Origin of the sequence: Dolichospermum lemmermannii CS-548 (assembly GCF_028330815.1) — a bacterium.
GTDB classification, from domain to species: Bacteria; Cyanobacteriota; Cyanobacteriia; order Cyanobacteriales; family Nostocaceae; genus Dolichospermum; species Dolichospermum lemmermannii.
On the sequence record NZ_JAQMTJ010000147.1, the window covers coordinates 14,779 to 28,559 of the forward strand.

The window sequence follows — 13,781 nt, forward strand, 5'->3', positions numbered from 1 at the left end:
GGGAATAGCGTAAATCCTTTTCAGTCACGTCTTATGCCCCAACGAGGATTTTCAAAAGTGGAAAAAATAGCAATCATCGGGTTATCTTGCCTATTTCCCGATGCTAATAATCCTGAAGAATTTTGGCAGAATCTCACCGCAGAAAAAGATTCCACATCATCTATAACTGTAGCGGATTTGGGAATAGATCCCGCTATATTCTACGATGAAACCAAAGGTAAACCGGAAAAATTCTACTTTCAAAAAGGTGGATTTATCCGCGACTTTAAATTTGATGCCAACGAGTATAACTTACCTGCGGCATTTGTTGAAAGCTTAGATAATACCTTTAAATGGTCATTGTACGCTGCCAAACAAGCCATTATTCAAAGTGGCTATCTGGGAAATCAAACTGCACTTGCAAAATGTGGCGTAGTCTTAGGAACTTTAGGATTTCCTACCAAAGCTTCCAATAGTCTATTTGCTCCTATTTATCAGCAAAATATTCAACCTGCCATTGGTGAACTATTACAGGAAAAAGACTTTCGTTTAGGTGGTTCATCAACCTCCAAAAAAGTCTCTCCATACAATGCTATGGTTTCCGGCTTACCCGCTGCTATAGTTTCCAAAGCCTTTTCTTTATCTGCAACTCATTTCTGTATAGATGCTGCTTGTTCGTCATCATTTTACGCCATTAAATTAGCATCCCATTATTTACAATCTGGCAAAGCAGATTTGATGTTAGCTGGTGCAATTAGTTGTGCAGATCCATTATTTGTCAGAATGTTATTTTCTGGTATTCAAGGATATCCAGATAATGGCATTAGTCGTCCTCTCGATAAGTCATCACGCGGGTTAATTACCTCCGAAGGAATTGGCATGGTAATGCTCAAAAGATACAGTGATGCTGTGAGAGATGGTGACAAAATCCTGGCAACAATTTGCGGCAATGGTTTATCTAATGATGGTAAAGGTAAACATCTTCTCAGTCCTAATCCTCAAGGGCAAACTCTGGCATATCAAAGAGCTTATTCAGAGGCTAAACTTAACCCCCAAACTATTGATTATTTAGAGTGTCATGCTACCGGCACTCTATTGGGAGATACCACAGAATGTAACTCAATTGAAGGCTTTTTTAGTCCATATAAAGCAGCACCATTAGTAGGTTCAACCAAAACAAATGTTGGTCATTTACTTGTGGCTGCGGGCATGGTGGGGATAACCAAGACAATTTTAAGTATGTCTCATGGGGTTATTCCTCCAACTATTCATGTGACTCAACCCATAGGTTCTGAAAACAATGTTGTCTCTCCAAAAAACATTGTTAGAACGCCTACAGAATGGCCGAGTCAAGAAACTAAAAGAGTAGCTTTAAGTGCGTTTGGTTTTGGTGGAACAAACTCTCATATCATTCTAGAACAGGGGAAGTAAGCAAATGAATATTCAGCAACATAAGACCGCAAAAATGGCAATTGTGGGCATGGATGCCTTTTTTGGTGAATGTCAAGAATTAGATGCCTTTGAGAGCAGCATTTATGATGGAAAACAGCATTTTGTCGCCTTACCAGAATCAAGATGGCATGGTATTAATGAACAAGAAAATTTACTGCGCGAGTATGGTTTAGAAGCAGGAAAAGTCCCCCAAGGAGCATATATTGATAATTTTGAAGTTGATACTTTAGCTTACAAAATTCCTCCTAATGAAGTTGAAAAAATCAACTCTCAACAACTTTTATTATTAAGAGTTGCTGACCGCGCCCTCAAAGATGCCGAACTTTCACCTAATAGTAATGTAGCGGTAATTATCGCCGCAGATACAGAATTATCTGTACATCAACTCCAACAAAGATGGAATTCATCTTGGCAAATAAAAGATGGTTTGAATGGGGCAGAAATTGCCTTATCACCAGAAAAAATCAATCAACTAGAAGGCATTGTTCAAGATAGTATTCACAATCAAGTTGAATTGAGTGAATATCTGAGTTACGTTACCAATATTATGGCTAGTCGGATTTCCTCTTTATGGAATTTCTCTGGTCCATCTTTTACCATTAGTGCCGTCGAAACAGCCGCTTTTAAAGCCCTAGAACTAGCGCAAATGCTGCTAGATACTAATGAAGTAGATGCTGTAGTTGTGGGTGCTGTTGACTTAGCAGGAGGGGTAGAAAATGTCTTATTGCGAAGTCAATTTGGCACAATTAATACAGGAGTCAATACTTTAAGTTTTGACGAAAAAGCCAATGGTTGGAATGTGGGAGAAGGTGCAGGTGCAGTTGTTCTTAAACGTCATGATACGGCGTTAGCAAATAATCAACGTATCTATGCAGTAATTGATGGTATTAGCATTGGTCAATCTTCCTCAATGGCTATAGATAGCCATACCATTAGCCAAGTATGTCAACAAGCTTTTCAACAAGCCGGCATTGAACCCACAAAAGTCAATTATTTGGAAGTCTGCGCTAGTGGTATCCCCGCAGAAGACGAAGCCGAAATTAACGGTATCCTCCAAGCTTATCCCTCAGTAGGAGATGGTTTACACTGCGCTATAGGTAGCGTTAAAGCTAATATTGGTCATACCTTCGTTGCATCTGGAATTGCCAGTTTAATTAAAACTGCACTGAGTATTTATCACAGATATATTCCCGGAACTCCTAATTGGTCTGGTGTGAAAACACCGCAAGTATGGGAAGGTAGTCCTTTCTATGTTGCCACAGAATCGAGACCTTGGTTTTTGCAAAAAGAGGTCAAATCTCGAATTTCCGCGATTAATAGTATTGGTTGTGACGGTTCTTTTGCCCATATCATCTTATCAGAAGAAACCGCACAACCAGAACGTACCAGCACATATTTAGAATCAAGACCTTTGCATTTATTACCCATTGCCGCAGATGATCAATCTAGCTTATTAGCAGCATTGGATCATTTGCAAGCAACAATTGAAAATGCTGATTCTCTCAAAAATATTGCAAGTCAAACCTTTGTTAAATTTCAACAAAATTCTGACAGCAAATATACACTTTCCCTAACTGGACGCAACCAAAAAGAATTAATTAAAGAAATTAATTCAGCTAAAAAAGGTGTAACTAATGCCTTTGCAAATGGCAAAGATTGGCAGACTCCCATAGGTAGTTATTTCACACCCAAACCCCTGGGTAAAAATGGAGAAATTGCCTTTGTTTATCCCGCTGCTGTTAATACTTATTTAGGAATTGGTCGGAGTCTTTTCCGTTTATTTTCTAAAGTCTTAGATGATGTCATTATCAAAAGTCTTGACGAACGAGCAGCAGATGTGGAAAAGTTGGTATTTCCCAGAAGTTTGAGTAAATTATCAACTCGACAATTGGAAACACTAGAAAAGAAATTGCTGGATGATTCCTTAGCAATGTTTGAAGCAGAAGTGCTTTTTACCAGATTAATCTCCACAATTATCACCGAGGATTTTAACATTAAACCTAAATATGTCTTCGGATATAGTTTAGGTGAAACTAGCATGATGGTTGCTCAAGGAGTATGGAGCAATTTTTATGAAGTTAGTCATACCTTTAATTCATCAGCTTTATTTGGAGACAGATTATCTGGTCCTAAAAATGCTGTCCGTGAGTATTGGGGACTACCAAAAACTGACATAGTTCCAGAAAATAAGTTATGGGCTAACTACGTTCTCATGGCTAGTTCAGCCCAAGTTAGAGAATGTTTAAAAAATGAAACTCACGTTTATTTGACACAGATTAATACAGCAGAAGAAGTATTAATTGCTGGAGAACCAGCCGCGTGTGAACGAGTAATTAAAACCCTGGGTTGTAATTCCTTTCCTGCTCCTTTTGATCATGTGATTCATTGTCAAGCAATGCAATCAGAATCTCAAGAATTAGAAACCTTATACACATTACCAGCACAAAAAATCCCCGGAATCAAGTTTTACTCCGCTGCTGAATATCAATCAATTGAAATTGAAAGCAACCAAATTGCCCACAATATTGCCACAGGATTATGTCAACAACTCGACTTTCCCCGCTTAGTTAATCGCGTCTATGGTGACGGAGCAAAAATCTTTATTGAAGCCGGTGCAGGTGGTATTTGTTCACGCTGGATAGATAAAAATCTGGGTAATCAAGAACATCTTAGCGTATCCCTAAACCGACGGGGTACAGATGACCATAGTTCCCTAATTAAAGCATTAGCAAAACTATTGAGTCATCAAGTAAACTTGAATCTCGCTCCTTTGTATAACCTATCCTCAGAAAACACCCAACAGAAAAAAGCTGCACTGAGGAAAGTTACATTAGGTGGTAATTCCATGACTTCTGCAATTTTGAATGCAGAAAATCGCCAAATATTTGCTAATAACCAAAAGCAAACAATTTCTACTCATCAAGAGTATAAAATCATCAATTCCCTACAGACATCGGAGAAAATAGCGCCCACAGAAATTTACCCCAAACCACAGAAAAATACCATGAAAACGATCATGGAGAACGGTTTGGAATTGTCAAAGAAACTAAAATTCTTTGAGTCAACAAAAATCATTAAGCAAAACATAAATCAAGAATCTAGTGGAAAAATTAGCATGAATGATTTAAAAATTGCTCAGTATCAAAACCTGAGTAACAACACTGCCAAATTAACTAAAACACACACAAGTTTCTTAGCAGCTAGACAAGATTTTAGTCAACAAATGAGCGAAATCATTCAATTGCAACTAGCTTGCGCTCAAAACTTACTCAACGAAGAGAAATAATCCACTTGGTGTTAAGTGTAAAGCTCTTTTTTAACTAACCACAGAGGCACAGAGGACACAGAGGAAAGAAAAAATGCTTAACTGAACTGTATTCAGAAATAGCCTGAAAATTACACTGAGATGTAGAAATATTCACGCTCTTTTTCTGTGTCTATAGTGCTTCTGCGTGAGTTAAATTCTTTATTTCACATCCTTTGCTTATAAATTGAGGAATAACTACCGTGACAACAATCGAGACGGTACTAAATAAACATGATAATGGACTGGGTTTTTTTACCTGTAATCATCAAAACCAAATTTGGAAAGGTTCATTAGATTGTGTTAGCTTTGAAAAAAGTGCCATCAAAGATAAACTATTAACATCAGATAAACCCTGCTATATTATTAAAATATCCGGGAAAATTGGTGCTACTAATGATGGCTATTTAGCACCTAATGATAATGTTTCATCTGGACAAGCAGAACTTTTAATCTCACTCCCTCCCCTCCGATTACAACAACTTGGCGACCCTAGTTTTCTCGCTGCTTATGGTGTAAAATACGCCTATATGACCGGAGCAATGGCTGGGGGTATTGCTTCCGAAGAAATGGTAATTGCTCTGGGAAAAGAGAAAATTTTAAGTTCCTTTGGTGCAGGTGGTTTACTTCCAGAACGGTTAGAAAGTGCGATTAATACTATTCAACAAGCATTACCTAATGGACCCTACGCTTTCAATTTAATTCACAGTCCTAACGAACCAGGTATTGAACGCCGGGCTGTAGATTTATATTTGAAATATGGTGTCAGAATTGTAGAAGCATCAGCATTTTTAGACTTAACTCCTAACATCGTTTATTATCGAGTTGCTGGGTTAAGATTAAATGCAGCTAATCAAATTGATATCAGAAATAAGGTCATTGCTAAAGTTTCCCGTCGGGAAGTTGCGACTAAATTTTTGCAACCAGCACCAGAAAGAATCCTCAAAGAATTACTTGAGCAAGGACTAATTACAGAATTGCAAGCTAATTTGGCAAGACAAGTGCCAATGGCTGATGATATTACCGTTGAGGCTGATTCTGGTGGTCATACAGATAATCGTCCTTTAGTATGTTTATTACCTTCAATTATTGCCCTCAGAGATGAAATTCAAGCCCAATATAATTACTCAGTTCCTATTAGAATTGGCGTGGCTGGAGGCATTGGTACACCAGAAGCAGCTTTAGCTGGTTTTATGATGGGTGCTGCTTATATAATGACGGGTTCAATTAATCAATCTTGTGTGGAATCTGGTGCTTGTGAACATACTAAAAAATTATTAGCACAAGCCGAAATGGCAGATATGACAATGGCTCCCGCAGCCGATATGTTTGAAATGGGAGTCAAATTACAAGTTCTTAAACGGGGGACAATGTTCCCCATGCGAGCGCAAAAATTGTATGAATTATATCGCACTTACGACTCTATTGAACAGATTCCCGCAGCCGAAAAAGATAAGCTAGAAAAACAAATTTTCCGTAAAAGTCTTGCGGAAGTTTGGGAAGGTGCAGCGGCTTATTTATCCCAAAAGAATCCTGAAAAATTGGGTAAAGCTGTTAATAATCCTAAATTGAAAATGGCTGTAATCTTTCGCTGGTATTTAGGATTATCTTCCCGCTGGTCTAGCACTGGTGAAAAAGGTCGGGAAGTTGATTATCAAATATGGTGTGGACCAGCTATGGGTGGCTTCAATGACTGGGTGCGTGGCTCTTATTTGTCAGAACCTAATCAGCGTCATGTTGTTGATGTTGCTGACCAAATTATGAAGGGGACAGCATTTTTATATCGTAGTCACAGTTTAAAAATGCAGGGTTTACAAATGCCTGCTTATTACAGTCAATATCAACCAATTCCTTCTACATTGGAGAAGTAAAAAATGAATTTAAAACAGTCTTATAATGCTGAAAGTATTCAAGCATTTCTAGTTTCTCATCTTGCGGAAGTTGTCGGAGTCGAAACCGCAGAAATTGATGTTGACGAAAACTTAGAAAATTATGGTTTGGATTCTGCTCAAGCCATGATGATCATTAGTAAATTAGAAGAATTACTAGGATTTAAGCCCTCTCCTATTTTACTTTGGCATTATCCTAACATTGCTGCCCTTTCTCAGCGATTAGCAGACGAATCAAGTGATGATTCTCAAGTAAAAGATGCAGGGTCTGGGACAAATTCTCCTGTTAGCTTTGCTCCTCCTCTTCTAGATTTGGGTGCGGAAGCTGTCCTAGACCCCACTATTCAACCCGTAGGTACTGCTGTTTCTGTTACTAACCCTAAAAACATCTTTTTAACCGGAGGAACAGGTTATTTAGGCGCTTTCATGATCAAGGAATTACTAGAAGTATCGGACGCAACTCTTTATTGCTTAGTCCGTGCTAGTAATTTGGAAGAAGGTAAAAGCAAATTAGAAAATAATTTGCAACAATATGGCATTTGGCAAGATCATTATAGTGGCAGAATTATTCCTATAATTGGTGATTTAGTACAGCCACATTTGGGGATTAGTGCAGAACAATTTGAAAATCTAGCTGCTAACATTGATACTATTTATCATAGTGCCGCTTTGCTGAATTATGTTTATCCTTACTCAGCATTAAAAACAGCGAATGTTTTGGGTACACAGGAAGTTTTGCGGTTAGCTTGTCAAACTAAAGTTAAGCCATTGCATTATGTTTCTAGTGTGGCTGTTTTTGAATCAACGGCTTATGCTGGTAAGTTAGTTAAAGAAGATGATGATTTTCATGACTGGGAAGGTATTTTCCTCGGTTATTCCCAAACTAAATGGGTAGCAGAAAAATTAGTGAAAATTGCTGGTAGTCGAGGATTACCTATTACTATTCATAGACCTCCTTTAATTTCTGGAGATAGTCAAACTGGAATTTGTAATACCCATGATTTCATCAATTTGATGATTAAAGGTTGTCTGCAAATGGGGTCTTTCCCTGATGTAGATTATATGTTGGATATGTCTCCTGTTGATTATGTCAGCAAATCAGTTGTTTATCTTTCTCGACAAGAAACATCTGTAGGTAAGGCTTTCCATTTACAACATCCTCAACCTGCTTCCTTAAAATCTTTAGTTGATTGGGTGCGTTCTTTCGGATTCTCACTGAAGATGATTCCCTACGAAGAATGGCAAGCAGAATTAATTAATAATGTCACTTCTCAAGACAATCCTTTATATACTTTGCGGCCATTTTTACTAGAACGTTGGTCAGATGAACAAATCACTATTCCTGATTTGTATTTACAAGCGAGAAGACCAATTATTAGTTGTGAAGAAACTCTAGAAGCACTAAAAGGCAGTTCTATTGTTTGTCCACCTATTGATTCTCAATTGTTGATGACTTACACATCTTATTTAGTACAGACTGGTTTCCTAAGTCTTGCCTAATATCAATTTTCCATGAGGCTGCATATAATTATGAAATCCATTATTTTATCCGTATTTATCCGCGTTCATCTGCGTTCATCTGCGGTTAATTATTCTGGAAATCTTAATTATAAGCAGCTTAATTTTTATTTAGTATAATGGTGTTGGTAAGATCTATCCGTGCCAATTCCACCTAATTCACTTTTTTGTAAAATGAACATAAAATGTCAGGGAACAGTTTTGATTACGGGTGCAGCTAATGGTATTGGTTATCAGTTAGCCCGGATTTTTGCTCATAATAATTATAATCTTGTATTAGTAGATAGAGTAGGAGAAAAACTCACAAAAATAGCTGTTGATTTTGCAGAAGAATTTGGAATTTCTGTTAAACCTATTATCAAAGATTTATCTATATCTACATCTCCTGAAGAAATTTTCTCGGAATTACAAGAAGCTGGCATTAAAATTGACATCTTAGTAAATAATGCCGGATTTGGTAACTATGGATTATTTAATGAAACTAACTTAAATAATGAACTAGAAATGCTGCAAGTAAATCTAGTTTGTTTAACTCATTTAACAAAATTATTTCTCAAAGACATGGTTAAACAAGGTTATGGGAAAATATTAAATGTTTCTTCTGCCGCTGCTTTTCAACCAGGTCCATTAATGGCAGTTTATTTTGCCACCAAAGCCTATATTTTATCATTCTCCGAAGCGATCGCTAATGAATTAGAAGGTACAGGTGTCACCGTCACAGTTCTTTGTCCAGGTTCAACAGCATCTGCTTTTCATGAAAGAACCGGCATGGCAGATTCTAAAATGCTCAAGGGTAAAAATATGATGGATGCGGCAACTGTAGCTCAGATGGGATATGATGCTTTAATGAAGGGGAAAATCATTATTATTCCTGGTTTTATCAACAAACTGATGTCAAAATGTGTGCGGTTTATTCCTAGGAAAATGGTGACGAAAATTGTGAGAAGTATGCAGGAAGAAAAGTAATTTAGTTTTCAATGCTAACCTAATTAACTTTGACATTGAGAACAAAAATGACTAGAACGCCCACCTAACTTAATTCGCTGGATCACGTTACCACAAACCTTACAAGGTTCGCCAGTGCGATTATAAACCCACGCTTCACCGCCATAATTACCGTTAACGCCTTTAACACTCAAGAAATTACTAAAAGTTGTCCCACCTACCGCAATACTCGCTGATAAAACTTGAATAATTGCAGTTCGCAAAAGTTCGATTTTTGGAAGTTGCAATTCTGTACAAAGAGTTGTTGGTAAAATCCCACTTTTAAACAAAGCTTCATCTGCATAAATATTACCTAATCCTGCCACCATTGACTGATCTAATAATCCAGTTTTAATGGGACGACGGGATTTTTTTAATTTATCGGCTAAATACTCTAAAGTGAACTCTGGGGAAAAGGGGTCAACTGCCAGTTTTGCCAAACCTGTCATAATACTTTCTACAGCCGTAGAACCAGGAACATACCACATTTGCCCGAAGGTGCGCTGGTCAACAAAGCGTAATTCTTGCCTTTCCCCAAAAAATAACCTGACTCTGGTGTGTTTGTGTAAAGGTTCATCTTGGGTTAACCAAAGTAACTGACCGGTCATGCGGAGGTGAACTCCTAAATAACTGGGGGAAGGGGAGGAAAGTTCAGCGAGGAGATATTTACCACGACGATGCCAGGTAGCAATGGTATTGCCTTTAATTTTGTTAATAAATTCATCAACAGAAACCGGGTAGGCGATGGTGCGTTGTAGCAATACATCTCCTCCCGTGATTTCTTGACTCAGGGTTAATTGATTTAAACCCCGACGGACTGTTTCAACTTCAGGCAGTTCAGGCATTCAAGCAAATAATATTTTTAGGGGCAGGTATGGTCAAAGAGAGGAAATGGGCAAGATTTTCACCTTGACATCTCCTCCTATTATCCCATTAAACAATCCCCTTGATGCTTGGCTGTTTATTTTGCTGCGGCTTTGGGTTTAGGTGCTTCGACCTCAATTAACTCATCTACAGCAAAGTTGTTGGTATTGAGATCAGAATAGTTAACTTTCTCAAAGCGAACAATTACAGGGTATTTGATGGCGCTTTTGTCAACAGAAACCACTGTACCAAGATCCTGAAACCAGTAGGACTCAGGGCGGAGAACACGTACTTTAGAACCACGTTGAACCATGATGGATCTTCCCTTTTGAAGTATGAATTGCCGTTAAAGTAGGGCTGATTGTTCTCACTCTACATCCTGAAGGTGTTGGCTTGTGGTTTTGTTAAGTTATTTGTCAAATTGGTGAATTTTCATGGGGAATAAGTTGTTAATCTTCTTAATTTACCCCTTGACAAAGTACCTATAATAGATTAACCTCATTCCCAAATACCCCTTGCAAAATGTCTTATGTCTTACTTAATACAAAAACACTACCTTCGTTCCCCCTGCCAATCCGGAGATCATCATCTATATAAGTAATATCTAACCAACCTTGTTGTTCACTTTGAATGGGAAAATCAAAAGCTGTAAATTTTTGCCCCAATTCAATTTGTTGGATGAAGTTTCCTGGTGTTGTATAGCCAATTAGGCTTTGTAACCCGATGATAGAACGTTGGAATTTTACTTGTACACGCCGTTCTGAGACTGGTTCAAATTTAGCAACAACGCTAACTAATCCTGCAAATAAAGGAATGCCATAAATCTCAGCTATATTATAAATACTGTTGGTTTCTCCGCGAATACATTGGTAAATTTGACCAAGTTTACATAGGGGTAAACGATCTATGTTTAATAGAGCTTTGCTTGTGGTGTATAGTAGTCGCCAGTTGCCTTCTAGTAAATTACTAGCTGCTAATGGCCGTGGTGTAGGATTAAAATCTTCTAAGTTAGCGATCGCTGCTAAAATAGCTTGTTGTTGTTGCTGATTTGCTAATAAACCGCGATTTGTGCCAACAATTATATCTATGAGAGTTGATTTGCCTATCATTAACCTGTACCTCAAGAGTTTGCATGATGAAACAGCATTAATAAAATATTAATGTTCTTTGTCTATAACCAGACAACTCGTAAATAATGCCTTTTTGGCTACCGTTCCCTAATTAAATGAAAATTTTCTTTAATTCGGATTCAGCAATTAAAGACCTGTATGAAGGAATAAATTAACTCGTATCAAATGATAGACTCTTAGTGTCTAGTTATATAAACCCTTGTGTGTGATTGTTAATATGTTAGATTCTCCCCTCCGCGAAGCTCCCCGAAACCAACGAGCATCAGTTATTCCCTTAAAACAAGAGTCCTCCATGTTGGACTGGTTGCGGCTGAGTGGCAGACTGATAGCCCGTGATATCCATGACACCGACTCGCGGGAAGATGTAGAAGTAATATCCGATTTTCTGGGAGCAGACGACGGAATTGGTGATACTGACTATGATGATGACGATGATGTAATTGCTGAGGAGGACTAGTACCGCAGGATCTTGTGAACTAGTAACCAAAACCGGGTTGGATTATTTTGTTGAGGTTTTTTAAAGTGTGGAGTGAAGGGACTTTTTTTTGTGGACGCTAAATTATCTCCTAATCAAAGTTTGAATTTTTCGGGAATTGGGTTAGCCTCCTTGCTGGCCTTGTTACTCAGTACGACAGCCTTGATTTCAGATTGGATGGGAAATAGAACCCCATGGGCTACTACTTCCCTCACCCTACCTCTTTTATTATCTGCTGTGGGTGTGGCGATTTTGGGACAGTGGGTAATCCCTCTGCTACAAACGCTCAAAACCGGGCAAATCATCCGGGAGGATGGACCCCAGGCACATCTCAAAAAGGCGGGAACACCAACTATGGGGGGTATATTTTTTATCCCTGTAGCTGTGATAATTGCTTGTATATTATCCGATTTTTCAGAAAATGTGCTGGCAGTTTCGGCTTTAACACTCAGCTACGGCTTAATTGGCTGGATAGACGACTGGCAAATTTTGCGTCGGAAGTCTAACAAAGGAATTTCTCCAAAGATGAAGTTAGCTTTGCAAGTTATCTTTGGGGCGGTATTTTGTGCGTGGTTGGTATTTAAGGGTGATTTTAGTATAACTAATATCCATGTACCTTGGGTGGGTTTATCCTTACCTTTAGGACTGTTGTTTTGGCCTGTGGCCGGGTTTGTCCTGGTTGCCCAGAGCAATGCTACTAATTTAACAGATGGGATTGATGGTTTGGCGGCGGGAACAGTGGCGATCGCTATTTTCGCATTAGGTGTGATCATTGCCCCAACTTCTCCCGACTTGATGGTTTTCTGTGCTGCTGTCAGCGGTAGCTGCTTGGGCTTTTTAGCCTACAATCGCAACCCGGCTAGTGTTTTCATGGGTGACACCGGTTCTTTAGCCCTGGGTGGCGCTTTAGCTGCGGTTGCACTGTTAACTAATACTTTAGTAGCACTGTTTATTCTGAGTGGGATTTTCTTTGTCGAAACTCTCTCTGTGATGGCACAAGTTGGTTATTATAAAGCGACAAAAGGACCAGATGGCAAAGGTAAGCGATTATTTAAAATGGCTCCTTTACATCATCATTTAGAATTAACTGGTTGGTCAGAATTGCAAGTAGTGGCTGTGTTTTATATTATCGCCGCTTTTCTAGCTTCCGTTTGTATTATGTCCATAAAATAATCAGTTTTGTTTTAATCATCAGATTTTTCACAAATAAAAATTCACAACCTCCAAATTTGGGGGTTGTTTTTGTTTTGAGATTGGGGGTTCTGTCCAGAACGTAAATTACCCCAATTCCCAATAGACATCTCCGTCTAATACTCAAATTGTAATTTACACCCTTGAATTTGGATTTGAGCAAATTCAGGGTATTATTGGGATATTTTGCCAGATAGAAACAAAATATTTGCTACTTACGTCTAATTACTAAGCTGCTGTAACAAGCAATGTTACGCTTGAAGTTTACACGGCAGTAGGTTGGGTGTAAAGTTACCAGGGAATCTAAACCAACATGAAGCATCTATCGTACCGATATGGTATTTTGACGCTTTTTTCTATATGTACCCTCATGGGTATGACTAGAAATAATAGCGTCTTCGCATTAACGATTGAGGAAGAAGCCAATCGAGTCTGTATCCAAGGGAGTGCTGCCGTTATCACAGTTAAAACCGGTAATGGACATGGTAGCGGTTTTTTGGTCAGTCAGGATGGTTTAATTATTACCAACGCTCATGTCGTAGATGGTAGTCCTAGCGTTGTTACTGTGGTGTTTCGGGATGGTAAGCAATTACCAGCAGATGTGATAGGTTTTGCTAGGGGTGGAGTGGATTTAGCAGCATTAAAAATCCAAAATCGTAAAAATTTACCACATCTGAGTTTAGCTGCTAGTACAGCCAAAGTAGGTTATCCAGTGTTTGCTATTGGTAGTCCCTTGGCTGCTGATAACCGCGATACCTGTACTCAAGGAAATATTAGCCGCATTCGTCCAGATGGAATTATTCAACATACTGCAACTCTGAATCCTGGAAACTCTGGCGGACCTTTATTAAATACTAAGTAAGTTGGCGCAAAGAAATCAAACTATGTAAAGATAAGTAAATACGGAAAATCAATCTACTGAGGTGATTAAAATATGGGCGCTCGTTTAAGGGTATTTTTAACTCGTGAGCAAGATAAAACCCTGTTGAACCTAA

Annotated in this window: 11 protein-coding genes; 8 read left to right on the plus strand and 3 right to left on the minus strand. The window is 38.5% G+C overall.

What is annotated here, in order from left to right; all coding sequences use genetic code 11:
• Positions 1-57: 57 nt before the first annotated feature.
• The 5 genes from PN450_RS09675 (at position 58) to PN450_RS09695 (ending at position 9,108) form a co-directional block, all read left to right on the plus strand.
• The gene (locus tag PN450_RS09675; protein WP_148766197.1) at positions 58-1,410 is read left to right on the plus strand and encodes a beta-ketoacyl [acyl carrier protein] synthase domain-containing protein; all 1,353 of its coding nucleotides are present in this window, start codon (positions 58-60) and stop codon (positions 1,408-1,410) included.
• 4 nt (positions 1,411-1,414) lie between these two features.
• The gene (locus tag PN450_RS09680; protein WP_271836140.1) at positions 1,415-4,717 is read left to right on the plus strand and encodes a type I polyketide synthase; all 3,303 of its coding nucleotides are present in this window, start codon (positions 1,415-1,417) and stop codon (positions 4,715-4,717) included.
• Positions 4,718-4,938: 221 nt separating this feature from the next.
• Complete coding sequence (locus PN450_RS09685; RefSeq protein ID WP_271836141.1) at positions 4,939-6,606, plus strand: PfaD family polyunsaturated fatty acid/polyketide biosynthesis protein; 1,668 nt, start codon at positions 4,939-4,941, stop codon at positions 6,604-6,606.
• Between the two features lie 3 nt (positions 6,607-6,609).
• The gene (locus PN450_RS09690; protein ID WP_271836142.1) at positions 6,610-8,124 is read left to right on the plus strand and encodes a thioester reductase domain-containing protein; all 1,515 of its coding nucleotides are present in this window, start codon (positions 6,610-6,612) and stop codon (positions 8,122-8,124) included.
• 192 nt (positions 8,125-8,316) lie between these two features.
• Complete coding sequence (locus PN450_RS09695) at positions 8,317-9,108, plus strand: SDR family NAD(P)-dependent oxidoreductase (RefSeq protein ID WP_271836143.1); 792 nt, start codon at positions 8,317-8,319, stop codon at positions 9,106-9,108.
• 23 nt (positions 9,109-9,131) lie between these two features.
• On the opposite strand, the gene PN450_RS09700 is transcribed toward PN450_RS09695, so the two are convergent.
• The 3 genes from PN450_RS09700 to PN450_RS09710 all read right to left on the minus strand — a co-directional run bounded on the left by PN450_RS09700 (position 9,132) and on the right by PN450_RS09710 (position 11,099).
• Positions 9,132-9,971 (minus strand): DNA-formamidopyrimidine glycosylase, encoded by an 840-nt coding sequence (locus PN450_RS09700; protein ID WP_148766207.1) that lies wholly within the window; start codon positions 9,969-9,971, stop codon positions 9,132-9,134.
• Positions 9,972-10,087: 116 nt separating this feature from the next.
• The gene (locus PN450_RS09705) at positions 10,088-10,303 is read right to left on the minus strand and encodes a photosystem I reaction center subunit IV (protein WP_168695378.1); all 216 of its coding nucleotides are present in this window, start codon (positions 10,301-10,303) and stop codon (positions 10,088-10,090) included.
• A gap of 214 nt (positions 10,304-10,517) precedes the next feature.
• Entirely contained in the window at positions 10,518-11,099 is a 582-nt protein-coding gene (locus PN450_RS09710) for a PAP/fibrillin family protein (protein WP_213717122.1), read from the minus strand.
• Positions 11,100-11,337: 238 nt separating this feature from the next.
• Between PN450_RS09710 and PN450_RS09715 the strand changes: the two genes are divergently transcribed.
• The 3 genes from PN450_RS09715 (at position 11,338) to PN450_RS09725 (ending at position 13,648) form a co-directional block, all read left to right on the plus strand.
• A complete protein-coding gene (locus PN450_RS09715; protein WP_168695380.1) occupies positions 11,338-11,577 on the plus strand; it encodes a DUF3134 domain-containing protein in 240 nt (79 codons plus the stop codon).
• A gap of 90 nt (positions 11,578-11,667) precedes the next feature.
• Positions 11,668-12,768, plus strand: a complete 1,101-nt coding sequence (mraY, locus tag PN450_RS09720) for a phospho-N-acetylmuramoyl-pentapeptide-transferase (protein WP_168634076.1) — start codon at positions 11,668-11,670, stop codon at positions 12,766-12,768.
• Between the two features lie 394 nt (positions 12,769-13,162).
• A complete protein-coding gene (locus tag PN450_RS09725) occupies positions 13,163-13,648 on the plus strand; it encodes a S1C family serine protease (protein ID WP_271836144.1) in 486 nt (161 codons plus the stop codon).
• Positions 13,649-13,781 lie beyond the last annotated feature (133 nt).

Coding starts and splice junctions, on each gene's coding strand:
- PN450_RS09715 (WP_168695380.1), top strand. CDS start 11,338: ATGTTAGATTCTCCCCTCCGCGAAGCTCCCCGAAACCAACGAGCATCA.
- PN450_RS09690 (WP_271836142.1), top strand. CDS start 6,610: ATGAATTTAAAACAGTCTTATAATGCTGAAAGTATTCAAGCATTTCTA.
- PN450_RS09680 (WP_271836140.1), top strand. CDS start 1,415: ATGAATATTCAGCAACATAAGACCGCAAAAATGGCAATTGTGGGCATG.
- PN450_RS09700 (WP_148766207.1), bottom strand. CDS start 9,971: ATGCCTGAACTGCCTGAAGTTGAAACAGTCCGTCGGGGTTTAAATCAA.
- PN450_RS09725 (WP_271836144.1), top strand. CDS start 13,163: ATGACTAGAAATAATAGCGTCTTCGCATTAACGATTGAGGAAGAAGCC.
- PN450_RS09705 (WP_168695378.1), bottom strand. CDS start 10,303: ATGGTTCAACGTGGTTCTAAAGTACGTGTTCTCCGCCCTGAGTCCTAC.
- PN450_RS09710 (WP_213717122.1), bottom strand. CDS start 11,099: ATGATAGGCAAATCAACTCTCATAGATATAATTGTTGGCACAAATCGC.
- PN450_RS09695 (WP_271836143.1), top strand. CDS start 8,317: ATGAACATAAAATGTCAGGGAACAGTTTTGATTACGGGTGCAGCTAAT.